Here is a 21,580-nt window from a genome sequence, read left to right as displayed (position 1 = left end):
GATATGCAGCCAAAGTTTGATGGACTATATAATTTCCGCGATATTGGCGGACTAGTCACAAAGGATGGGCGGAAAATAAAAACATGTGTTATCTTCCGCTCAGATGAGCTTTCTAAATTATCTAAGGAAGATCTTCATAAGATGGCACAGCTTAACATTAAAATGGTTTGTGATTTAAGAACATTACGGGAACAAAAATCAAAGCCAAGTAAAATAACAGATGAACACGGGATAAAGGTTATAAAAATTTCCTTTCAAGATCAAAGCCAGGAATTTACACATTTTCAATTCTTTAAGTTTCTTGCAGGGAGATCAGGGGGGATTGATTTTTTAGAGGTTATGGAGAATCTTTACCGTCAAATGGCATTTGACAGCGGGAAGCAGATAAGAGAAATCATGGTGCAGCTTTCAGATGAAGACCAGCTTCCTGCTCTTATCCACTGTACTGGCGGTAAAGACAGAACAGGTTTTGTTTCAGCTTTTATTCAGCTTTTGGCGGGAGCATCTATTGATGATGTGACGGACCATTATCTCATATCAAACGAGCTCATTGGGCCGCGCATGAAAAAAATTGAGCGTTTTATAAGATATTTTAGTTTGTTCCGTGTGTCTGCTGAACAATTAAAGCCAGTTTTAGAAGTGAGACGGGAATATTTGCTTGAAGTCTATGAGGAAATTTTGAAGAAGTACGGAACGTTTGAAAAGTATGCGGAAGAGGTTTGCGGTATAAATCAGGATCATATTGAGAAGTTAAAACAGAATCTCTTTGTATAGCCAGAAAAGGTACCCATTTGGGTACCTTTTCTGGTATCGTTTCTTAATCCTTTAGTCTGCCTCTTCTAATACTTGAATCTTTTTTACTTTTTCTGTTTTGGCATCGTAAGAGATTGTTACAAAAACGCCAATGTCTTTCATTCCTTCACGTACTGTAACTTTATATTGTTTTACTGTTTGATTTTTTTTGGTATTATCCCAAATCTTTTGTGCAAATAGAACCTGTGACAAAGGATAACGTTTTTTTGTCTCTTTGACAGCAACGTTTTTCCAATCTGTGTGCTGTGCGGCTGAAACATCACTGGAAATTGAAACCAATGAAGGAGTTAATCCGTATATAAAGAGAAGAAGCAATACAACAATCGATTTTTTCAAACGCAACACCCTCCTTTTTAGTTATTTTTACCAAAAAAGGAGCTGTTATTCAAAAATGGGTTAATATCTGAAGGGGGCAATGAAATGGTATTCGTGATTATTTTCTTTTTTATTATCCTTATTGCTGCAATTGTTACAGATGGGAATAGAAGTAAAAACAGACACAGAGGCAACGGTTCCTCCGCAGTGTTTCCTTTTGCCGGAACAGATTCGGATGATCGTCATCACTCTGACTCTGGCTTCTTTGACTGGGGAGGCGGAGGAGATTCTGGAGGAGGTGACGGCGGCGGTGGAGGCGGGGGAGATTAAGCGGAATAAAGCCGTCAGCTGGCGGCTTTATTCTTTTTTTATTTTCGCGGAGAAAGGAATAGATCCAGGGACTCCAGCTTATTCCATAATTGAAAGCCATGTGTGTCGAAATGAAGCTATACCAGCTTCATTGTTTCTTTTTTTCTTTATATCGTTTAAATTTTATAAAATCCTGAAAGGTGCGAAAATCATCCTTTGTCAATCCCTGGTCAATAGCCTCAGAAATGAGATCCGTCCATTCTCTGTCCAATTGTTTTTCAGCCTTAGGTTTTAAATCCTGATCCTCTGCAAGAAGCTGTTCAAGATCCGTTCCTAATGAAACAGCAACTTTAGTCAAAAATTGCATGGAAGGATTTTTTTGAATATCCCGCTCAATATAGCTTAAATAGGATTTTGATACTCCTGATAGTTCTGCAAGTTCAGAAAGGGAATATCCTTTCTTTTGCCGCAAAGATTTAATCCTTTCCCCAATCATCAAGAATGCTCCTTTAATATCAGTGTGTTTTCATTATATAGAACAATTTGTTCTTTATAAAGTAGTGAAATAGTAAGAAAATAAGAGTAAATAGCAGATAGTGTACGAAAAATGTTCTTTAAAACGAAAAAACGACGGTTTTTAATGATATATTATTTGTCTTTAACGTTTTATAATTTAATAGATCCTTATAATAAATAACTGGTTGAAAGCTGTGCATGAAAAGAGATTAGACAGCAATAAATTGCAGGTAAAATGTTCTTAATTAAGAATATATAGGGGTAAATCAAGCAAAAAAGGGGAGACGCCCTTGAAACGTACTTTCATATTTTTGGCTGTTGTTAATGCGCTAGATGCTTTGCTTACTGTTATAGGTCTTAAATACGATTTAATAGCTGAAGCTAATCCATTTATGAAGCTGCTCTATGAGATACATCCCCTTTTATTTGCAGGTTTCAAACTATCCTTTTCTCTTTTTTTGCTTTTATTTATTTATTTCAGGTGCTTGCCTTCTTCATCACCAGTAAAATTCATTGCTTATACAGCTTCTTTGGCTTATGGCATTGTGCTGGCGATGCATGTCTATTGGATACATTTCATTTTCATTTAGAGCGGGGGGACAGTATTATGTATAAAAAACTTTGCAATCGCTGTTATCAGCCTTCATTCAGCAGCTGTCCGGCGGATCGATGGATTTGTCCAATCTGCACAAATGATCTGACAAAGATAAAAGCTATTCGAGCGGTACATACAGCTAATTTTAATCCGGAAAAGTATTTGCAGAACAATAGGACAAAATTAACCGGCAATTTTAATAAATACGCATAATAAAAACGCTCTGGCAAAATACCAGAACGTCTTTGTTCGTTATTAATTCGAGTCATTTAACATATAACCGCATGGTGAACCGAAATTGAAAAAGCACCGAATGAAATGAGCCTGTTTAAGGCTCTTTTCATTCGGTGCAGAAATTTATTATTTATCTTGGTTCATTTTCCACCGGTTAAATTCAAGAAATTCACGAAATTGATCCTTCGTCACACCAGAATCCATCGCTTCTTTCACGAGGTTTGCCCATTCACTATCAAGATTATCTTTTTTAGTCTCATATATTGGTTCGTCTAAAATCAGGGTATTCATAGATACTCCCAGTACGGATGAGACTTTTTCAAGAAATTGAACAGAAGGATTAGACTGCAGATTCCGTTCAATTGAACTCAAATACGATTTAGCAACACCAGCGCGATCGGCAAGCTCTGATAGAGAAAGTCCTCGTTCTTTGCGGTATTTACGGATGCGTTCACCAATCATATGATCACCTTCCCAGAGCCATTATAGCATATAACGAAGGTGGTGTTATATATATAGAACGATTTTTACAAAAAAAAAATATGTACTTTTCTTGTTTGTCAATTTTTAAGTGTTTGCGTTTTCAAAAATTCTCTAATTTCTTCTTTGCTGATGCCCATTTTTAAAGCTGACAGGATTAACTCTTTCCATTCCTGATCCATCTTTTCTACTTCCTTCAATAACATCTCCATTTTTTCTCCTCCTAAAATACGTCTCTGTATTTCAGGCAGTCCAGCCATCATAGTTTTGTGAACCTTAGATCTGTGACTTTGCGTCCCTGCCTTTCAGCAAGTTTGCCTTTGTCTGATTATGTGCAATCGTCCATTTTGCATAAATCAAGTTTTTGTTTCTTTAGTCCTTCAGAAGAGTGTATCTTATTTACTACTATTATAAAAAATGATTTTTGTTTTTTGTGCTGAAATGTGTCGATTGAAAAATATTTTTTAATTTTTTTGAAAATATTAGAATTAATTGGGTGTTAATTCCTTTATTGTAGGCATTTTGATGGGTTTTGTTTTTAAGAAACGACAGAAAATTTTACGGAATAAAACAAACTGCAAAATCTCATTTTCTTTTTTGAAAATAAGATTTTGCAGTTTTCGACATTAATAGAACGCATTTTGCGACAAATAAAAAATTCCGCCATTTACAATCGAAACGTTTATTTGCGGATCATATAATTCTTTCAATGCTTCTTTTTCTAATTGGTAGGCTTCCGGTTTTTCATCAAGATCTTCATAAAAATGACTGAGCAGCATCATATCAGCATTCCAGCGCTGTCTGGCATCTTCCGCCCAAGAGTGATCATCCTGCTCAATAATGGATTGAATATAGTTCTGAATACGATTTAATCCGCTTTGTTCCTTAATCATTGGGGAGGTCGTAAAACAAAGATCAGGAATGCGGGGAGTAAGCGTCATTTTTTCCAATTGATCCTGGAAGTTTTCAATGATTGCGCCGCTGATCAAATGGAGACCGATTGAATAAAGCTGGTCCTTCTTTTTGTCGCTCTGATAAGATACCATGATATTTACTCCGAGCCATGGATGCAGAGATTGAGAGCTTCCTTTGTTCGGAGGACTTTCATAAAGGCGGATGTGGCTTCCAAGCTTTTTGCTCGTCCGGAAAATTTGATGGAGCCGCGGTGCCCCGAAATGCATGATTTCTCCTTTTAAATCTTCTGGAGCCTGTTTGGCATCTGTAAGAAATGTCAGCTGCATAGGATTTGGAACACCGCCGGTTTTTTCAAGATAGGTCCAGTAAAAAGGCCGATTCATCAGCTCTTTATCCATTTCGATTGTTAACTGCACAGTCATATACTCTGGCTGTTTATCTGTGATCTGACATGAATTTGCTGTGAAAAAACTTTCTAAGAATTGGCTGATCTCTTGCTGCAGCATATCGTCAAGCCTCCTTGCCTAATTTTACTTTCCATTTGCAGCTTTTTGTTCTGATTGTTCCTGTTCTGCAAAATGAAGGATGGATGTTAAATTTTCCATTTTGATTTTCATTTCGCCCTCGCTTTTTGATTGAAAGAGAATATCCTGCAAATGATCTTCAAAATTGGAAATATCCAGTTTGGTTAAGATTTCATCAAGCTCACCGATTACTTTTTCGAATAGATTAATTTTTTCATAAAGCAGTTTTAATATATGCTCTTCTACCGTGTTTTTTGTAGCCATGTTATAAATGTAAACGTCCTTTTCCTGACCGAGGCGATGAATCCGGCCAATTCGCTGTTCTAGCCGCATGGGATTCCAGGGCAGGTCATAATTGATGATGTGATTGCAAAATTGAAGATTTATGCCTTCGCCCCCGGCTTCTGTTGCAATAAGCACTTGAACGCGGTTTTTAAATAAATCTTTCATCCAATCTTTTTTGCCCCGCTTAAATCCTCCCCGAAAAGGAACAGAAGTAATGCCGTGCTGCTGCAAAAACCACTGCAGGTAAAATTGAGTGGCACGGTATTCAGTAAAAATGATCACTTTATCATCAATTCTTTTAATAAGCTCTACTGTTTTTTGAGCTTTAGAGTTTCCGTCCACCTCATCAATGCACTGCATCAATTCCCTGATAATAGGTTCAGGAAGCGGGGAGGCCTCACCATCAGGCCGCTCGATCATTTTTTTCAGCGTCATATACACAGCTTCTCTGCTTGAGCAAGCTTCTCTTTGAAGGGTCATGATGGAAAACATGCTTGCAGCAGCCGTTCCGAACGATTTCAGCCTGGAAATAGCTGTGTACAAATTTCGTTCAGCTGGAGAGAGTTCAATTGGAACCGTTTCAACATGGCGTTTAGGCCAGTCAATTCCGGTATCGCCGCGGCGGTTTCGAATCATTACCTTGTTGACAAGCTCCTGCAGATGCTCATGATGTTCGAGTGAGCGATTTTTTGCTGAGAAAACTTCTGAAAAATAAGCTTCGTTTCCAAGATGACCGGGTTTAAGAAGAGAGACAAGATTGAAAATCTCTTCTACACGGTTTTGGATTGGAGTTGCTGTCAGAAGCAGGCAGTATTTCTTTTTCAGGCTCTGAACAAATTCATAGTTTTTTGTTTTATTATTTTTGAGTTTATGAGCCTCATCTATAATGACTAAATCATATTGCTGGGCAAGGACAATTTCCCTGTGAGGACTTCGTTTTGCTGTATCAATAGAAGAAACAACCACATCACATGCTTCCCATACATAGCTCTTTTTCTGCTCAACAGCTGGAATATAGAATTTTTCATGCAGTTCTCTTGCCCATTGTGAAACAAGGGAGGCCGGCACAAGAATTAAGATCTTATTGGCCAGTCCGCGGATCATATATTCTTTTACAATCAGTCCGGCTTCAATCGTTTTTCCAAGCCCTACCTCATCTGCCAGTATCGCTTTGCCGTTCATATGCTCTACTACTTGTCTTGCAACCTCTAATTGGTGAGGAAGCGGTGTGAAATCGGTCAGATGATTTGGTGCCTGCAAGCCTTCAAATGAAGGAACAATTAAATGTTTTTGCACTTCACAGGCGAGTTTGTAATTTTCCCAGCTTGCCCAGGGTCCATCATCTTCAAGTTTCTTAAAAAAAGTATCCTGCCAGGAGGAATCAAAGTTGATTTTTACATTCATTAATGACAGCCCTTTCAAGAAAAGGTATTGTTATACTGGATCGTTCACTTTAAAGTGTGAATTCGTAGTTTATTATGATAAAATACAAATAAAATAGGTTAAACACGAACATTAAACTAAAATATATGTTTAATATTTGTGTAAAAATAGATTGATGAATATTGTTCATAATGGTAGGATGTTAATAAGTAAGAAAGTTGCTAACATACTTACTTTTCAGTCAGCAAGCTTCTTTTGTCAAAAATGTCAAAATGTCAAAGAATGTTATTTCTTAGTATGACCAGTTTTAAAGAAAATATGAGCGAATGAGAACAAGGGGAGAGACTGCCGGCGGCTTCATTGGATGTATGCCGCAAACGCAGCGCCGAAGGAGCAAACATCTGTGAATCTCTCAGGCAAAAGAACTCTTGTTTGACGCAACTCTGGAGAGAGTTTGTGAAAGCAGCAAACCACCAAAGGGGAAAGCTTTGCATATATTGGCAAGGTAAACTTTCAGGTGCAGGGACAGAGACTTCCTTTTTACATAAAAGGGGGGTCTCTGTCCTTTTTTTATACTTTTTGGGGAGGCGATTTGATTATGGCGGATTTAAAGCGAACACCATTATTTGATGTTTATAAAGAGCATGGAGCAAAGACCATTGATTTTGGAGGATGGCATTTCCCGTTCAATTTTCTTCTATTAAAGAGGAGCACGAAGCCGTTCGGGAAATGGCAGGCTTATTCGATGTTTCGCATATGGGTGAAATTGAAGTGACAGGCACGGACAGTCTCGCTTTTCTTCAAAAAACGATGACGAATGATGTTTCCCTGCTGAAAGACGGCGGAGCCCAGTATACGGCTATGTGCTATGAAGATGGCGGAACAGTGGACGATTTATTAATTTATAAAAAATCAGACTCTCATTATTTATTAGTCGTAAATGCTTCAAATATTGAAAAAGATTATGATTGGCTGGTCTCGCACAAATTCGGAGATGCAGAGCTGCATAATGTTTCATCTGAAATTGCCCAGCTGGCCATACAGGGTCCAAAAGCTGAATCAATTCTACAACAATTAACAGAAACAGATTTAAGTGAAATCAAGTTTTTTAAATTCAAAGATGACGTTGTCATAAATGATGTAAAAGCGCTTGTCTCAAGAACGGGTTATACAGGCGAAGACGGCTTTGAAATCTATTGCCCTTCTTCAGAAGCGCCTTCCCTTTGGAGTGCGATTTTAAAAGCAGGCAAAAATGATGGAATTCTTCCTTGCGGTTTAGGGGCACGCGATACACTGCGCTTTGAAGCAAATCTTCCTTTGTATGGCCAGGAGCTTACTAAGGACATTACTCCGATTGAGGCAGGAATTGGCTTTGCGGTAAAACCGAATAAAGAGACAGACTTCATCGGGAAAGATGTATTAAAAGAACAAAAAGAGAATGGCACAGCAAGAAAGCTTGTCGGTATAGAGATGATTGACAAGGGGATTCCAAGGCATGGTTATGAAGTATTTCATGGAGACGAACAAATCGGCGAGGTAACGACCGGCACTCAATCTCCTACATTAAAGAAAAATATAGGCTGGGCTCTGCTGAAAAAGGAATTTGCAGAACCAGGCTCTGAAGTGAGTGTTCAGGTGCGCAAGAAACGCTTAAAAGCAGTTGTAGTTTCAACACCTTTTTATAAACGACCAAAAAAATGAACTAGTTTGAAAGGGGAACACATCCATGAAACATCGTTATTTGCCGATGACAGAACAAGATCAGCAGGAAATGCTTGACGCTGTCGGAGTATCTTCTATAGATGAGCTTTTCTCAGATATTCCCGAGAGTGTGCGTTTTCAGGGGGAATACAAGATCAAACAAGCAAAGTCTGAAACGGAACTTGTAGGTGAGCTGAGTGAGCTTGCTTCTAAAAACAAGGATTTAAGAAGCAATGCTTCTTTCCTTGGCGCAGGTGTATATGATCATTACATGCCGATCATCGTAGATCATGTTATTTCACGATCAGAGTTTTATACAGCCTACACTCCGTATCAGCCTGAAATATCACAAGGCGAGCTTCAGGCCATCTTTGAATTTCAAACGATGATCGCTGAGCTTACTGGAATGGATGTTGCAAACTCATCCATGTACGACGGCGGTACTTCTCTGGCTGAAGCTGCCATGCTTGCTGCCGGTCAAACAAAAAAGAAAAAAGTCATCGTTTCAAAAGCTGTTCACCCGGAAAGCAGAGATGTTCTGAAAACATATGCAAAAGGACAGTACATTGAAGTAGTAGAAGTGCCAGTGAAAAATGGCGTAACCGATCTTGAAGCTTTAAAAGCGGAAATGTCAAACGATGTTGCGGCTGTCGTTGTGCAATATCCAAACTTCTTCGGGCAAGTCGAGCCGCTTAAAGACATTGAACCTATTGCTCACACAGGAAAGAGCATGTTTATCGTGTCTTCTAATCCGCTTGCGCTGGGAGCTTTAACACCTCCTGGGAAATTTGGAGCTGATATTGTGGCAGGCGATGCTCAGCCATTCGGTATTCCTACTGCTTTTGGCGGACCGCACTGCGGATATTTTGCTGTAACTCAAAAATTGCTCCGCAAAGTACCGGGACGATTGGTTGGACAAACGACAGATGAACAAGGCAGACGCGGGTTTGTCTTAACCCTGCAGGCACGTGAGCAGCATATTAGACGTGACAAAGCGACTTCTAATATATGTTCAAATCAGGCTTTAAATGCTTTGGCAGCCTCGGTTGCCATGACTGCACTGGGAAAAAAAGGCGTAAAAGAGATGGCTTTGCAAAATATTCAAAAAGCAAATTACGCTAAAAAAGAATTTACTGCAAGCGGGATTGAAGTTCCATTTGAAGGGGCAATTTTTAACGAATTCGTCATTAAATTAAACAAACCGATTAAAGAGGTAAATGCGAAGCTTATTCAAAAGGACATCATTGGAGGTTTCGATTTAGGCAGTGTATACCCCGAGCTTGAAAACCACATGCTTGTTGCGGTAACTGAATTGCGCACAAAAGAAGAAATTGACTTATTTGTTAAGGAATTGGGGGATGGACATGAATAAGCAGGATCAGCCATTAATATTTGAACTGACAAAACCAGGACGAACAGGCTATAGTTTGCCTTCATTGGATATCCCTGAATTGGCAGCAGATGAATTGATTCCAAGTGAATATTTGCGTGCAGATGATGCTGAACTTCCGGAAGTATCTGAACTTGATATCATGAGACATTATACAGCTCTTTCCAAGAGAAACCATGGAGTTGATTCCGGGTTTTATCCGCTTGGATCCTGTACGATGAAGTACAATCCGAAAATTAATGAAAATGTTGCGCGTATGGCAGGATTGGCTCATATTCATCCATTACAGGATGAGAGTACAGTTCAGGGTGCACTTGAGCTAATGTATGATTTACAGGAGCATCTCATTGAAATTACCGGAATGGATGAAGTTACACTTCAGCCTGCAGCAGGAGCTCATGGTGAATGGACCGGCCTGATGATGATCCGTGCTTATCATGAAGCGAACAATGACTTGAACCGGACTAAAGTAATTGTTCCTGACTCGGCTCACGGAACAAATCCGGCATCTGCCACTGTAGCGGGATTTGAGACGATTACGGTTAAATCAAACGAACAGGGGCTTGTTGATCTTGATGATTTAAAGCGTGTGGTAGGGGACGATACAGCTGCGCTTATGTTGACGAATCCTAATACCCTGGGCCTTTTTGAAGAAAATATATTGGAAATGGCGAAAATTGTTCATGATGCAGGAGGCAAGCTTTATTACGACGGTGCAAATTTAAATGCCGTACTAAGCAAGGCACGTCCCGGCGATATGGGATTTGATGTCGTTCATTTAAATCTTCATAAAACATTTACCGGCCCTCACGGAGGAGGCGGTCCTGGATCTGGTCCAGTCGGAGTAAAAGCTGATCTGATTCCGTACTTGCCAAAACCTGTTTTAGTAAAAAGAGATGATAAATATACGTTTGACTATGACCGCCCGCAGTCTATCGGCAGAGTAAAGCCATTCTACGGAAACTTCGGAATCAATGTCCGTGCATATACTTATATTCGCACAATGGGACCTGATGGATTAAAAGCGGTGACGGAATATGCAGTACTAAACGCCAACTATATGATGAGAAGACTTTCAGAAGCTTATGATCTGCCATTTGACAGACATTGCAAGCACGAATTTGTTCTGTCAGGCAAGCGCCAGAAAAAATTAGGGGTCCGTACGCTTGATATCGCAAAAAGGCTGCTTGATTTCGGCTATCATCCGCCAACAATCTACTTCCCGTTAAACGTTGAAGAATGCATCATGATTGAACCGACTGAGACAGAATCAAAAGAAACGTTAGATTCATTTATTGAGGCGATGCTCCAAATCGCAAAAGAAGCGGAAGAAAACCCTGAAATCGTCCAGGAAGCCCCGCATACGACAGTTGTCAGCCGCTTAGATGAAACAACAGCAGCAAGAAAACCGATCTTGCGTTATCAAAAGCAATAAAAGATGCAAAAAAAGGATTCGCTCTTCTGCGGATCCTTTTTTCTATATTAGATAAAAAAGGGTCTGCAGAACTGTCTGCAGACTTCTTCTTATTTCTTTGCTTTAATTTTACCGCCCCAGCCCTTAAAGCCGCCTTTTAGCATGTAAAGATCATTGTAGCCTTTTCTTTTCAGCATTTGAGCTGTGCGTCCGCTTCTGACAGTGTTTTGGCAGTAGATGTAGACAGGCTGATCTTTGCGGATTTCCTTATGTCTTTGTCTCATTTGAGATAAAGGAATGTTTCTTGCTCCAAGAATATGTCCGCCGTCAAATTCATTTGGTTCACGGACATCAATTAACTGAGCTTTTCTGTATCCTGCTCGGAATTCTTCTTCCGTTAATGTTTTCATAATTTTACGCTGGTAAAAATAAGAGTAAATCGTGTAGGCTGCTAGTGCACCTAATAGAATCAATAAAAAAATCCATGTTGTCAAGCTGACCCGACTCCTTTATAAGCAACTTTTCTAAGACAAGTTCAAATGAACTTTAATAATATTGGACAACTACTATTATATAAGAGCAGGATCAAATTGTCATCTATGAATAAGACATAAATATTTTCAACCTTGCCTTCTTTTTGATAGACTAGGTAAGGCACAGAAAATGAAATACATACTTATCATGGAAAATGGGGTATGAAGATGGCTAAAGAAACTTGGAGATTTATTGATTCAGGGAATTGTTCCCCGTCCTATAATATGGCATTAGATGAAGCGCTGCTTGAATGGAACAGTCAGGGAATGATCCCGCCGGTCATTCGTTTTTACGGCTGGAACCCGGCCACTCTTTCAGTTGGATACTTTCAGAAAGCCGAAAAAGAAATTGATCTTGATGCCGTTAAAGAGTACGGGCTGGGATTTGTCCGCAGGCCGACAGGAGGCAGGGGGGTTCTTCATGACAAAGAGCTGACCTACAGCGTCATCGTGTCAGAAGAGCATCCTGAAATGCCAAAGACTGTAACAGAAGCATATAGAGTCATATCTGAAGGTATTCTTCAAGGTTTCAGGGAACTGGGACTTGATGCATATTTCGCCGTTCCGAGAACCGAGGAAGAGAAGCAGGGGCTTAAGAATCCTCGGTCTGCCGTATGTTTTGACGCACCCTCCTGGTATGAACTTGTTGTAGAAGGACGCAAGGTAGCAGGGAGCGCTCAAACGCGCCAAAAAGGAGTCATTCTTCAGCACGGCTCCATTTTGCTCGATATAGATGAAGAAATGCTTTTTAATCTGTTTAAGTATCCAAGCGAGCGGGTAAAAGAACGAATGCAGAAAAATTTTAAAAATAAGGCAGTAGCTGTCAATGCGTTGCGTGAAATTCCTGTTACTCTGGAGGAGGCAAAGCATGCATTTAAAAAGGGCTTTGAGATGGGTCTGAATATTTCGCTTGAGCCTTATACACTGACAGATGAAGAACATGCATATGTAGAGAAGATTGCAATGGAAAAATATGATACAGATGAGTGGAACTATAAACGATAAGCGACTTGAACTTAGTCGCTTTTGTTTATTTTTTTGTGATGGTTTTCAAATTATTTCAAACCATTCCTTATTTTTCTAACTTCAAGATCTCTTCGGATTTTGCAAGCGACAAAATTCATCAAAAAAAGTGATTATGGAGTTCCTACCTTCTTTTTTCTCATTATTTCTGCTTCATTTGTGCAGTTATTAATTTGACAAAATAAAATAGGTTTGCCTGTTTATCCATATATAGTATTGTCGAACGAAAATAGAATACTATATATTGATAAATGGGTCGCTTTGTGATAAATTAAATCAAGTAAAGATAGATAGGGGAGTTGTTTGAATGACCGTAGCACTAAATGAAAATTTAAAACTTGATGTGGACAAGCTGAACCACGATATTACATTGTTTCCCCAAGTTCACCCAATAACTGATGACATGAAATTGACACACAAAGGGGTATCGCGTTTAGTCATGCTTGACCGATACACGTTTAAAGACACTGAAAAGCTGACATTATCAAAAGGGGATTTTGTCGTTCTGACGATCAAAGAGGATCCAAAATTCCCTGCAAGAGGGCTTGGCTATATTTTAGAGATTGACTGGCAGACTAAAATGGCAAGTGTACAGGTTGAAGAAGAGTACCGCCATTCACTTGAAAAGCCTGAAGAGGTTGAAACGGGAGTTATCCATCGTTCTTTGGATGTCATTGAAAAACCGCTTGAAGTATTTTACGAGCAAATTGCAAAACGAAATGCAACAGGGCTTGCATCTGTTGAAAAAACAGAAGAGAAGCGGAATGAATGGTTCCAGAAGTTCTATCAGGAATTGGTCGGATTGAACTTTGTGCCGGCGGGACGTGTTTTATACGGAGCTGGAGCAGGCACAGACGTGACTTACTTCAACTGTTACGTGATGCCATTTGTGCAGGATTCACGCGAAGGCATTTCAGAGCACCGCAAGCAGGTAATGGAAATCATGAGCAGAGGCGGCGGCGTTGGAACAAACGGTTCAACACTGCGCCCAAGAAATACACTCGCACGCGGTGTGAACGGCAAATCGTCCGGATCTGTCTCATGGCTGGATGATATAGCGAAACTGACGCATTTAGTTGAGCAAGGGGGTTCGCGCAGGGGCGCTCAAATGATCATGCTTGCCGACTGGCATCCTGACATTATTGAATTTATCATTTCAAAAATGCAGAATCCTCGTATTTTACGCTATTTAATCGAAAATACGAATGACGAAACAATCAAGAAATATGCACAGGAAAAATTAAAGTTCAAGCCTCTGACTGAGGATGAAAAAGCAATGTACCAAAGCATTGTGAACTACAAGCAAATTCCAGGCTTCGGCGGATTTAACGAAAAAATCATTAAAGACGCAGAATTAAAGCTTGTGACTGGAGGAACATACAGCGTTCATAATTCTGAATTCCTTACAGGCGCCAACATTTCCGTTACGTTAACGAAGGATTTCATGGATGCTGTTGAAAAAGATGAAGATTACGAGCTTCGCTTCCCCGATGTGGAAAGCTATACTGCAGATCAAATGAAAGCCTATAACGAAGACTGGCACAATCATGGCGATGTCCGCGAGTGGGAGAAGCTGGGATACAAAGTCCGAACATACCGCACAATCAAAGCGAAAGAGCTTTGGAACTTAATCAATATTTGTGCGACATATTCAGCAGAGCCCGGCATTTTCTTTATTGACAATGCAAACGACATGACGAATGCTAAAGCGTATGGACAAAAGGTAGTAGCAACAAATCCATGTGGAGAACAGCCTCTCGCACCTTATTCTGTCTGCAACCTTGCAGCGGTCAATCTTGCTGAAATGGCAGACAAAGAAAGCAAAACAGTCAATTTTGAAAAGCTGAAAACCACGGTTGAAGTCGGTGTCCGCATGCAGGATAACGTCATCGATGCAACACCTTATTTCTTAGAAGATAATAAGAAGCAGGCATTAGGCGAACGCCGTGTCGGCCTTGGCGTTATGGGCTTGCATGATCTGCTGATCTACTGTGAAACAGAATACGGTTCAGAAGAAGGCAATCAATTGATTGATCAAGTCTTTGAAACGATCGCAACAACTGCTTATAAAGCATCTGTTGAGCTTGCAAAAGAAAAAGGCAGCTTCCCGTTCCTCACTGCTGAAACAGAAGAAGAAACAAACCGTTTGCGTGATGCATTCACACAAACTGGCTTTATGAGCAAAATGCCTGCTGATCTTTTAGATGATATTAAAGAATACGGTATTCGAAACTCCCATTTATTGACTGTTGCACCTACGGGCAGCACGGGGACAATGGTTGGCGTATCCACCGGACTCGAGCCATACTTCTCTTTCTCTTACTACAGAAGCGGAAGATTAGGAAAGTTCATAGAAGTTAAAGCGGATATCGTCCAGGAGTATCTGGATCAGCATCCTGAAGCTGATCCTAATAATTTGCCAAAATGGTTTATTTCAGCAATGGAATTGAGTGCAGAAGCTCATGCAGATGCACAGTGTGTGATTCAGCGCTGGATTGACAGTTCAATCAGCAAAACTGTAAATGCACCAAGAGGATATACGGTCGATCAAGTACAAAAAGTTTACGAACGTTTATATAAAGGCGGCGCAAAAGGCGGAACGGTTTACGTTGACGGAAGCCGTGACACACAGGTTCTGACTTTAAAAGCGGAGGAAAACACATTCTCTGAGAGTGAAGAAGCACCAGCTAAAGAAAAAGGAAAAGTTGTGCTGGTTGATACAATACAGGCATTAAGATCAACAAATGTAACGATAGGCAACGAGGTAGGAAATACATGTCCGGTCTGCCGTGAAGGTACGGTTGAAGACATCGGCGGCTGCAACACATGTACTAGCTGCGGAGCACAATTGAAGTGTGGCTTATAAGATAAAGAGCTGGCTATCCAGCTCTTTTCTTTTCGCAATTAGAACGAAGCCTTCCTTGTCATCACCCTAAAACTAGTGTACACTTGTAATGATTTCCTATGTTTTGAACGTTTTTTGGAGGGGACCGCATGCCAACACCGAGTATGGAAGATTATATTGAACAAATTTACTTATTAATAGAAGAAAAGGGATATGCCCGCGTTTCTGATATTGCGGAAGCACTTTCCGTTCATCCCTCCTCAGTAACAAAAATGGTCCAAAAACTAGATAAAGATGAATATCTCATATATGAAAAATACCGTGGACTTATCTTAACGCCAAAAGGCAAAAAAATTGGAAAGCGTCTCGTTTACCGTCATGAGCTTTTAGAGCAGTTCATGAGGCTGATCGGCGTGGATGAAGAAAAAATTTACAATGATGTTGAAGGCATCGAGCATCACCTTAGCTGGAATGCCATTGACCGCATCGGCGATCTTGTGCAATTCTTTGAAGGGGATGAAGCGCGCGTTGAAACACTGCGTGCTATACAAAAACAGAATGAACAGGACAGCGAGTCCTAAGAAGACGGAAGCAAATGCTTCCGTCTTTTTTTACGCTGAATTGCTTTTAAGCTTAAACATGACCACAGAATTATCCCTTCTAATATATCAACAAAAAAATGCTTAATGAAAGAGTGCTGTCCTAAACGTGCAGAAAAGGTCTATTTTCCCCCTCCCCAACTTACAATGTAAGGATGGGAAGAGGGGAGGAACTTCTGTGTATATTGATGGTGTCTTCTCTGGAGGTGGAATTAAAGGTTTTGCCCTAATTGGGTCTTATCAGGCAATTGAGCAAAGGGGCCTGCAATTTGTAAGGGTAGCAGGTACCAGCGCCGGATCCATTATTGCTGCCTTTATTGCTGCGGGATACCGAAGTGATGAAATTATAACAATGATGGATGATATGGAGCTCGGAAAGTTTTTGGAACGAAATCCTACCATCCTTCCATTTAAATTTATGAAATGGCTGAATATCTATTGGCGGCTGGGCCTTTATAAGGGCGGCAAGCTTGAAGAATGGATAGCAGGCAAGCTGAAGGAGAGAGGGGTATCGACCTTTGGTGATTTAAGACCAGGCTCCCTTAAAATCGTTGCTTCTGATTTGACTAATGGAAGAATTATTGTGCTTCCGGATGACCTGCCAAGGTACGGGCTTGTTCCAGAACGTTTTTCTGTTGCGAGAGCTGTTCTTATGAGCTCGAGCCTTCCCTATTTTTTTGAACCTGTCAAACTGACGTCTTCTGAAGGAACCAATATTGTCGTGGATGGCGGAGTTTTAAGCAATTTTCCAATTTGGCTGTTTAAAGAAAAGAAATCGCTTCAGGCAAGGCCGGTTCTTGGCATCAAATTAAGTCCAAGAGATGAAGAGAGGCCGAGAAACAATATCCGAAATGCAATAGAAATGTATGGCGCTCTTTTTGAAACGATGAAAGACGCGCATGATGCCAGGCATATTTCGAGCAGGCATGAAAAAAATATCATTTTTCTGCCTGTAGAAAGTATTTTAACGACTGAATTTGACTTAACTGAACAAAAAAAACTAGCTCTAATTGAGCTAGGAAGAAGCCGTACTGAACGTTTCTTAAATAAATGGACGTATTAACAGCAGGCTAGAAAAATGCCCTGCTTTTCTTTTTGCCTTTTTTTCCTTCAATCACTGTTAAATGAGAGGCTTGTTTCTTTTTAAGAGCAGATGTTTTGCTGCTCTTTTTTTGCGTTGAAACGCTTTTCAAATGGGAGCTGCTCTGATTGCGGTCGCTGAAACGTCTTTTAGAATGTTTAGCAGCTTTAGAGTATGAGGAAGAGTCTTTTCCCATTCTTTGTTTTGTAAAGTAACGGACAACAAAATAGATGATGGCTAGAACAATAACGAAGATCAGCATTTCTCTGAAGAGGAATCCGGGTCTGGTTATAAGCGTAACCAGGAACCCGATGCCGCCAAGAGCTAACACAATCATCACAAATGGATTCACACGATTTTTCATGAGTCCACCTCCCAAGATGAAAATGAATTAATGAAGTTCAGCTTATACAATTTGTTCCGTTTTTATACCTTCTTCAGTTTCCTTTTCCATCCGCAGCAATTCATTAAAGCTTGCGATGGCAACTTCGACCTGATCGTTGTCAGGTTCTTTCGTCGTCAGCAGCTGAAGACTTAAGCCGGGATAACCGAGCCATTTTAAAACAGGAACATCCCTGAGTTTATTTGTAAACTGAAGGACTTCAAATGAAATGCCAATCACGACAGGTATTAATGCCAGCCTGTTAAGGACACGCACATAAAGCGGTTCTGTCGGAACAAGCATGTAAACAAATACCCCTACAATAACAGTGAATAACAAGAAACTGCTTCCGCACCGGTAATGCAAACGAGTTTGTTTCTGAACATTTTCTATCGTAAGCGGCATTTCATTTTCATAGCAATTTATGACTTTATGCTCTGCACCGTGATATTGAAAAACACGCTTGATCAGCGGAGTAAATGATATCGCATAAATATAGACTAAGAGCAGAATTAATTTGAATAGCCCTTCGATTAATATTTGTGCAAGGTCAGAAGAGAAAATGGGCCTCGTCAGCTCAGCCAGAAACAGAGGCACTAAAGTGAAAATAAATTTCCCGAAGAGAAAGGAAAGAACACCGATTGCTGCAACTCCAAGAATCATCGTCATCTTTGATTCTTTTTTAGGCTGCTTGAGTATTTCATCTTCCTCAGGATCGAGATCATACCTGTCTGTTGAAAAATTCAGGTGCTTCGTTCCATTTGCGCTTGCTTCTATTATAGCTGCGATGCCGCGAATGAATGGAATCTTTTTAAGGCTTGTCATCATGCTGCTTGATTTTCGCGGTAACCGGAAATAGTCGATTTGTTTGTTTTTGCGTCTGATGGCTGTTACATAATGATGCTTTCCGCCGAACATGACGCCTTCTACCACTGCTTGCCCGCCATATGCAGGCTTATTCTGCTTTGACATTTTTCACCAACCTACCTATCTATTCTCTTTTTGGACTGTTTTTAAACAAAGCTGCAGAGAATGTTATGTTTATATTCTACATAAAAACAGGATAAACCTCTAGGCAGTTGAATTTAATTCTTTTTAGATTGTGATCAATTTTTCTCTGCTGTATTCGCAAAGGATTTTGTTTTCGATTATTAATGTTGTCCGTTCCTTTCCGCTCCAGGAACTTGCTTTCCGCGGGAAGCATGGAAGTCTCCTCGGCTTTTTTGCCTGTGGGGTCTCCCATTTTGCTCTATTTCCCGCAGGAGAGTCAAGTTTATCCGCTGCAATCCACTTATGCGTTTAAATATTTAGACTAATAGCAACAAAGTTTACGAAAAGAGCTTAAGACAAAGATCAGCTTATATTTTACTGTCAGTGCTGAACAAGCGATGTCTCACTCTTAGTAGTATAACCCAGCAGTCTTTTGCTAGACATCTGATTTGTATCCTTTTTGAATGAGGGAGCGGAATTCCTGCACATACTAAGAGCAGGAGGTGTACATATGACAGAAGATTTTCAATCTAATTCTGCCGGAGAAAAAAGAGATGATCCTGATAAGCCTGGTGAATCGATTCCTTTTATAGGAAGAGTGGTGATTACAGGTTTTGCAGGCGGTGTGATTTGGAGTTTGCTCGGTTATTTAGCTTATGTGCTGAACTTAACAGAAATTAGCCCGAATTTATTGCTTCAGCCCTTTATTTTAGGAGAATGGAAAAACGGCGTCATGGGAAACTTTGTTTCAGTATTCTGTATTGGTTTTCTTTCCGTCGGAACGGCGCTTTTGTATTATCTTGTTTTAAAGAGATTCTCATCCATGTTTGTTGGCCTTGCTTTTGGTCTCTCGCTGTGGGCGCTCGTATTCTTCCTTTTAAATCCGATTTTTCCTAATTTAAAATCTGTCTTTGAACTTGAACGGCTGACCACCGTTACGACAATATGTCTATATATTTTATATGGCGTATTTGTCGGCTATACCATTTCCTTTGAACATAACGAGATCTTAAGCAAAAAAAATGCGAAGGCGTCCCCTCAACATTAAGGAAAGTAATCGTCGATTATGGTAGAATGTTCATAAATTGAACATTCTATTTTTTTTAGTTTATTTAAGCAAGGAGTTTTTATGATGCGGCATTTCTTGATAATTAATGGTCCAAATCTCAATCGTCTTGGTCTGCGGGAGCCTGATGTTTATGGCAGCAAAACGCTTACAGACTTAGAACGTGAATTAATGTTATTTGCAGAAAAACAAGGATTTCAGATCACCTGCTTTCAATCAAATCATGAAGGGGACTTGATCGATGCGATTCATGAGGCAGACGATCAGTATGATGGAATTGTGCTTAACCCCGGGGCTTTTACTCATTACAGCTATGCCATAAGAGATGCCATTGCAAGCGTTTCCCTGCCTGTCATTGAAGTTCATATATCTAATGTGCATAGCCGGGAACCATTCAGGCACCAGTCTGTAACAGCGCCAGTTACAGCAGGGCAAATTATCGGCCTTGGTTTTGAGGGTTATCAATATGCTTTACTCGCATTACATAAAAAGATGGGGGAGAAATAAGATGAAGCTTGAGAAAATGAGAAACAGATTAAAAGAACTTGATGTGGATGCAATTCTTATTACGAGCAGCTACAACCGCCGTTATATGACAGGTTTTACAGGTTCTTCCGGTGTTGCGGTCATAACTGACTCGCATGCTGTATTTATTACAGATTTCAGATACACCGAGCAGGCAGCAAAGCAAATTGAGGGTTTTGAGATTGTTCAGCATAAAGGACCGATTCTTGAAGAGGTGGCAGCTCAAGCCGCTAAGATGTCGGTCAAACGTCTAGGTTTTGAGCAGGATGACCTTTCCTTCGCTTCATACTCTGCTTATAAGGCTGAATTAAAAGGGATTGAGTTTGTTCCCGTCTCAGGTGCTGTAGAAAAGTTACGCTTGATTAAGTCTGCAGCAGAGATTAAGATATTAAAGGAAGCTGCGGAGATTGCAGATGCTGCATTTAAGCACATTTTGACAGTCATTCGTACTGGAATGAAGGAAATTGAAGTCGCAAATGAGCTTGAATTTTTCATGAGAAAACAAGGCGCTGTTTCTTCTTCATTCGATATTATTGCTGCATCAGGTTATCGCTCTGCCTTGCCTCACGGTGTAGCAAGTGAAAAAGAAATTGAAAAAGGCGATTTTTTAACACTTGATTTTGGTGCATACTACAAAGGATATTGTTCAGATATTACAAGAACGATAGCGGTGGGAGATCCAAGTGATGAGCTGAAGAAGATTTATTCCATTGTACTTGAAGCACAGCTGCGGGGAATGAATGGGATAAAAGCCGGAATGACGGGAAAAGAAGCAGATGCTCTAACAAGAGACTACATTGCAGAAAACGGCTACGGTGAATATTTCGGCCATTCAACTGGTCATGGTCTCGGCATGGAAGTTCATGAGGGGCCGTCACTGTCTGTCAAATCTGAAACGGTTCTTGAACCCGGCATGATCGTAACTGTCGAGCCTGGCATCTATATACCAAAGCTTGGCGGGGTCCGCATCGAGGATGATACAGTCGTTAAAGAGGACGGTAATGAGTCGCTGACACACTCCCCGAAAGAGCTTATTATTTTATAATAAAAGCTTCCAGAACGTTAAAAAAGCAGCATTTACATAGGAGGAACATAAATGATTTCAGTTAATGATTTTCGTACAGGCTTAACAATCGAAGTAGATAATGGCATTTGGCGCGTAATGGATTTCCAGCACGTAAAGCCAGGTAAAGGAGCAGCATTTGTACGCTCTAAACTTCGCAACCTGCGAACAGGAGCTGTTCAGGAAAAAACATTCCGCGCTGGTGAAAAAGTTGCGAAAGCTCAAATTGAGAACCGCAAAATGCAATATCTTTATGCAAATGGCGATCAGCATGTATTCATGGATAATGAATCATACGATCAAGTGGAACTTCCGGAAGCATCTATTGAATACGAATTGAAGTTCTTAAAAGAAAACATGGAAGTGTCCATCATGATGTTCGGAAGCGAAACGCTTGGAGTTGAACTTCCAAACACAGTTGAGCTAGAAGTTATTGAGACGGAGCCTGGCATCAAAGGCGATACTGCTTCAGGCGGAACGAAGCCTGCAAAAGTGCAGACTGGCCTGGTTGTAAACGTTCCTTTCTTTGTAAATGAAGGAGACGTTCTTATTATTAATACTACTGACAGCTCATACGTTTCAAGAGCATAGTCATCAAA

At 40.3% G+C, this 21,580-nt stretch carries 23 protein-coding genes, 1 pseudogene and 2 riboswitches; of the genes and pseudogenes, 15 read left to right on the top strand and 9 right to left on the bottom strand.

Annotated elements, in window-relative coordinates; translation table 11 throughout:
* Nucleotides 1–3 precede the first annotated feature (3 nt).
* On the top strand, nt 4–774 hold the full coding sequence (locus AC3ISE_RS15025) for a tyrosine-protein phosphatase (RefSeq protein WP_489221604.1): 771 nt from the start codon (nt 4–6) through the stop codon (nt 772–774).
* Nucleotides 775–825: 51 nt separating this feature from the next.
* Here AC3ISE_RS15025 and AC3ISE_RS15020 read toward each other — a convergent pair whose 3' ends face one another.
* Nucleotides 826–1,149, bottom strand: coding sequence for a DUF3889 domain-containing protein (locus AC3ISE_RS15020; RefSeq protein ID WP_489221603.1), 324 nt, complete (start codon nt 1,147–1,149; stop codon nt 826–828).
* Between the two features lie 84 nt (nt 1,150–1,233).
* Between AC3ISE_RS15020 and AC3ISE_RS15015 the strand changes: the two genes are divergently transcribed.
* On the top strand, nt 1,234–1,458 hold the full coding sequence (locus AC3ISE_RS15015) for a hypothetical protein (protein WP_489221602.1): 225 nt from the start codon (nt 1,234–1,236) through the stop codon (nt 1,456–1,458).
* 127 nt (nt 1,459–1,585) lie between these two features.
* On the opposite strand, the gene AC3ISE_RS15010 is transcribed toward AC3ISE_RS15015, so the two are convergent.
* Complete coding sequence (locus AC3ISE_RS15010) at nt 1,586–1,933, bottom strand: helix-turn-helix domain-containing protein (protein WP_489221601.1); 348 nt, start codon at nt 1,931–1,933, stop codon at nt 1,586–1,588.
* A 310-nt stretch (nt 1,934–2,243) separates the two neighbouring features.
* Here AC3ISE_RS15010 and AC3ISE_RS15005 point away from each other — a divergent pair, with 310 nt between their 5' ends.
* Together AC3ISE_RS15005 and AC3ISE_RS15000 are read left to right on the top strand one after the other, a co-directional pair.
* A complete protein-coding gene (locus AC3ISE_RS15005) occupies nt 2,244–2,543 on the top strand; it encodes a DUF5658 family protein (RefSeq protein WP_489221600.1) in 300 nt (99 codons plus the stop codon).
* A gap of 17 nt (nt 2,544–2,560) precedes the next feature.
* The gene (locus AC3ISE_RS15000; RefSeq protein WP_489221599.1) at nt 2,561–2,761 is read left to right on the top strand and encodes a hypothetical protein; all 201 of its coding nucleotides are present in this window, start codon (nt 2,561–2,563) and stop codon (nt 2,759–2,761) included.
* A 147-nt stretch (nt 2,762–2,908) separates the two neighbouring features.
* On the opposite strand, the gene AC3ISE_RS14995 is transcribed toward AC3ISE_RS15000, so the two are convergent.
* The 4 genes from AC3ISE_RS14995 to AC3ISE_RS14980 form a co-directional block, all read right to left on the bottom strand.
* Entirely contained in the window at nt 2,909–3,244 is a 336-nt protein-coding gene (locus tag AC3ISE_RS14995) for a helix-turn-helix domain-containing protein (protein ID WP_133310128.1), read from the bottom strand.
* A 98-nt stretch (nt 3,245–3,342) separates the two neighbouring features.
* Nucleotides 3,343–3,474, bottom strand: a complete 132-nt coding sequence (locus tag AC3ISE_RS14990; protein WP_309192624.1) for an anti-repressor SinI family protein — start codon at nt 3,472–3,474, stop codon at nt 3,343–3,345.
* A 31-nt stretch (nt 3,475–3,505) separates the two neighbouring features.
* A riboswitch (cyclic di-GMP riboswitch) is annotated at nt 3,506–3,591 on the bottom strand.
* A 297-nt stretch (nt 3,592–3,888) separates the two neighbouring features.
* On the bottom strand, nt 3,889–4,683 hold the full coding sequence (locus AC3ISE_RS14985; RefSeq protein WP_133310129.1) for a YqhG family protein: 795 nt from the start codon (nt 4,681–4,683) through the stop codon (nt 3,889–3,891).
* A gap of 24 nt (nt 4,684–4,707) precedes the next feature.
* The gene (locus tag AC3ISE_RS14980) at nt 4,708–6,390 is read right to left on the bottom strand and encodes a DEAD/DEAH box helicase (protein ID WP_489221598.1); all 1,683 of its coding nucleotides are present in this window, start codon (nt 6,388–6,390) and stop codon (nt 4,708–4,710) included.
* A 305-nt stretch (nt 6,391–6,695) separates the two neighbouring features.
* Nucleotides 6,696–6,807: riboswitch (glycine riboswitch) on the top strand.
* Nucleotides 6,808–6,967: 160 nt separating this feature from the next.
* On the opposite strand from AC3ISE_RS14980, the pseudogene gcvT reads away from it, so the two are divergent.
* From gcvT to gcvPB, 3 genes and pseudogenes are all read left to right on the top strand, one after another.
* Nucleotides 6,968–8,070, top strand: a pseudogene (gene gcvT, locus AC3ISE_RS14975) (glycine cleavage system aminomethyltransferase GcvT).
* A gap of 25 nt (nt 8,071–8,095) precedes the next feature.
* Nucleotides 8,096–9,442, top strand: a complete 1,347-nt coding sequence (gcvPA, locus tag AC3ISE_RS14970) for an aminomethyl-transferring glycine dehydrogenase subunit GcvPA (protein WP_489221597.1) — start codon at nt 8,096–8,098, stop codon at nt 9,440–9,442.
* Nucleotides 9,435–10,895 (top strand): aminomethyl-transferring glycine dehydrogenase subunit GcvPB, encoded by a 1,461-nt coding sequence (gene gcvPB, locus AC3ISE_RS14965; protein ID WP_489221596.1) that lies wholly within the window; start codon nt 9,435–9,437, stop codon nt 10,893–10,895. The genes gcvPA and gcvPB overlap by 8 nt, the downstream gene beginning before the upstream one ends.
* A gap of 89 nt (nt 10,896–10,984) precedes the next feature.
* On the opposite strand, the gene AC3ISE_RS14960 is transcribed toward gcvPB, so the two are convergent.
* Nucleotides 10,985–11,356, bottom strand: coding sequence for a rhodanese-like domain-containing protein (locus tag AC3ISE_RS14960; RefSeq protein WP_224771138.1), 372 nt, complete (start codon nt 11,354–11,356; stop codon nt 10,985–10,987).
* Nucleotides 11,357–11,575: 219 nt separating this feature from the next.
* Here AC3ISE_RS14960 and AC3ISE_RS14955 point away from each other — a divergent pair, with 219 nt between their 5' ends.
* The 4 genes from AC3ISE_RS14955 to AC3ISE_RS14940 all read left to right on the top strand — a co-directional run bounded on the left by AC3ISE_RS14955 (nt 11,576) and on the right by AC3ISE_RS14940 (nt 16,937).
* Complete coding sequence (locus tag AC3ISE_RS14955; RefSeq protein WP_489221595.1) at nt 11,576–12,412, top strand: lipoate--protein ligase family protein; 837 nt, start codon at nt 11,576–11,578, stop codon at nt 12,410–12,412.
* A gap of 325 nt (nt 12,413–12,737) precedes the next feature.
* Nucleotides 12,738–15,296, top strand: coding sequence for a vitamin B12-dependent ribonucleotide reductase (locus tag AC3ISE_RS14950; RefSeq protein ID WP_489221594.1), 2,559 nt, complete (start codon nt 12,738–12,740; stop codon nt 15,294–15,296).
* 128 nt (nt 15,297–15,424) lie between these two features.
* Complete coding sequence (gene mntR, locus AC3ISE_RS14945; RefSeq protein WP_070876642.1) at nt 15,425–15,856, top strand: transcriptional regulator MntR; 432 nt, start codon at nt 15,425–15,427, stop codon at nt 15,854–15,856.
* A gap of 196 nt (nt 15,857–16,052) precedes the next feature.
* Nucleotides 16,053–16,937 carry a patatin-like phospholipase family protein gene (locus AC3ISE_RS14940; protein WP_489221593.1) on the top strand — a complete coding sequence of 295 codons (885 nt, stop codon included), beginning with the start codon at nt 16,053–16,055 and terminating at the stop codon, nt 16,935–16,937.
* A 7-nt stretch (nt 16,938–16,944) separates the two neighbouring features.
* Here the strand turns inward: AC3ISE_RS14940 and AC3ISE_RS14935 are convergent, their stop codons facing one another.
* Both AC3ISE_RS14935 and AC3ISE_RS14930 read right to left on the bottom strand, forming a co-directional pair.
* On the bottom strand, nt 16,945–17,319 hold the full coding sequence (locus AC3ISE_RS14935) for an SA1362 family protein (protein WP_070876644.1): 375 nt from the start codon (nt 17,317–17,319) through the stop codon (nt 16,945–16,947).
* Between the two features lie 42 nt (nt 17,320–17,361).
* Nucleotides 17,362–18,309, bottom strand: a complete 948-nt coding sequence (locus AC3ISE_RS14930; RefSeq protein WP_070876645.1) for a DUF1385 domain-containing protein — start codon at nt 18,307–18,309, stop codon at nt 17,362–17,364.
* Nucleotides 18,310–18,838: 529 nt separating this feature from the next.
* Here AC3ISE_RS14930 and AC3ISE_RS14925 point away from each other — a divergent pair.
* The 4 genes from AC3ISE_RS14925 to efp all read left to right on the top strand — a co-directional run bounded on the left by AC3ISE_RS14925 (nt 18,839) and on the right by efp (nt 21,572).
* The gene (locus tag AC3ISE_RS14925) at nt 18,839–19,375 is read left to right on the top strand and encodes a YqhR family membrane protein (protein ID WP_489221592.1); all 537 of its coding nucleotides are present in this window, start codon (nt 18,839–18,841) and stop codon (nt 19,373–19,375) included.
* 84 nt (nt 19,376–19,459) lie between these two features.
* Nucleotides 19,460–19,900 (top strand): type II 3-dehydroquinate dehydratase, encoded by a 441-nt coding sequence (gene aroQ, locus AC3ISE_RS14920; protein WP_489224347.1) that lies wholly within the window; start codon nt 19,460–19,462, stop codon nt 19,898–19,900.
* 1 nt (nt 19,901) lies between these two features.
* Complete coding sequence (locus AC3ISE_RS14915) at nt 19,902–20,963, top strand: M24 family metallopeptidase (protein ID WP_489221591.1); 1,062 nt, start codon at nt 19,902–19,904, stop codon at nt 20,961–20,963.
* 51 nt (nt 20,964–21,014) lie between these two features.
* Nucleotides 21,015–21,572 carry an elongation factor P gene (gene efp, locus AC3ISE_RS14910; RefSeq protein WP_070876649.1) on the top strand — a complete coding sequence of 186 codons (558 nt, stop codon included), beginning with the start codon at nt 21,015–21,017 and terminating at the stop codon, nt 21,570–21,572.
* The last annotated feature ends 8 nt before the right edge of the window (nt 21,573–21,580 follow it).

The sequence above is a fragment of the Metabacillus sp. KH_069 genome (genome assembly GCF_057838075.1).
This window is presented reverse-complemented; position numbering and strand designations above follow the sequence as displayed.

Coding starts and splice junctions, on each gene's coding strand:
- gcvPA (WP_489221597.1), top strand. CDS start 8,096: ATGAAACATCGTTATTTGCCGATGACAGAACAAGATCAGCAGGAAATG.
- AC3ISE_RS14950 (WP_489221594.1), top strand. CDS start 12,738: ATGACCGTAGCACTAAATGAAAATTTAAAACTTGATGTGGACAAGCTG.
- AC3ISE_RS14930 (WP_070876645.1), bottom strand. CDS start 18,309: ATGTCAAAGCAGAATAAGCCTGCATATGGCGGGCAAGCAGTGGTAGAA.
- AC3ISE_RS14995 (WP_133310128.1), bottom strand. CDS start 3,244: ATGATTGGTGAACGCATCCGTAAATACCGCAAAGAACGAGGACTTTCT.
- AC3ISE_RS15015 (WP_489221602.1), top strand. CDS start 1,234: ATGGTATTCGTGATTATTTTCTTTTTTATTATCCTTATTGCTGCAATT.
- AC3ISE_RS14915 (WP_489221591.1), top strand. CDS start 19,902: ATGAAGCTTGAGAAAATGAGAAACAGATTAAAAGAACTTGATGTGGAT.
- AC3ISE_RS14955 (WP_489221595.1), top strand. CDS start 11,576: ATGGCTAAAGAAACTTGGAGATTTATTGATTCAGGGAATTGTTCCCCG.
- AC3ISE_RS15000 (WP_489221599.1), top strand. CDS start 2,561: ATGTATAAAAAACTTTGCAATCGCTGTTATCAGCCTTCATTCAGCAGC.
- AC3ISE_RS14935 (WP_070876644.1), bottom strand. CDS start 17,319: ATGAAAAATCGTGTGAATCCATTTGTGATGATTGTGTTAGCTCTTGGC.
- mntR (WP_070876642.1), top strand. CDS start 15,425: ATGCCAACACCGAGTATGGAAGATTATATTGAACAAATTTACTTATTA.
- AC3ISE_RS15025 (WP_489221604.1), top strand. CDS start 4: ATGCAGCCAAAGTTTGATGGACTATATAATTTCCGCGATATTGGCGGA.
- AC3ISE_RS14980 (WP_489221598.1), bottom strand. CDS start 6,390: ATGAATGTAAAAATCAACTTTGATTCCTCCTGGCAGGATACTTTTTTT.
- efp (WP_070876649.1), top strand. CDS start 21,015: ATGATTTCAGTTAATGATTTTCGTACAGGCTTAACAATCGAAGTAGAT.
- AC3ISE_RS14990 (WP_309192624.1), bottom strand. CDS start 3,474: ATGGAGATGTTATTGAAGGAAGTAGAAAAGATGGATCAGGAATGGAAA.
- AC3ISE_RS14925 (WP_489221592.1), top strand. CDS start 18,839: ATGACAGAAGATTTTCAATCTAATTCTGCCGGAGAAAAAAGAGATGAT.
- AC3ISE_RS15010 (WP_489221601.1), bottom strand. CDS start 1,933: ATGATTGGGGAAAGGATTAAATCTTTGCGGCAAAAGAAAGGATATTCC.
- AC3ISE_RS14985 (WP_133310129.1), bottom strand. CDS start 4,683: ATGCTGCAGCAAGAGATCAGCCAATTCTTAGAAAGTTTTTTCACAGCA.
- aroQ (WP_489224347.1), top strand. CDS start 19,460: ATGCGGCATTTCTTGATAATTAATGGTCCAAATCTCAATCGTCTTGGT.
- gcvPB (WP_489221596.1), top strand. CDS start 9,435: ATGAATAAGCAGGATCAGCCATTAATATTTGAACTGACAAAACCAGGA.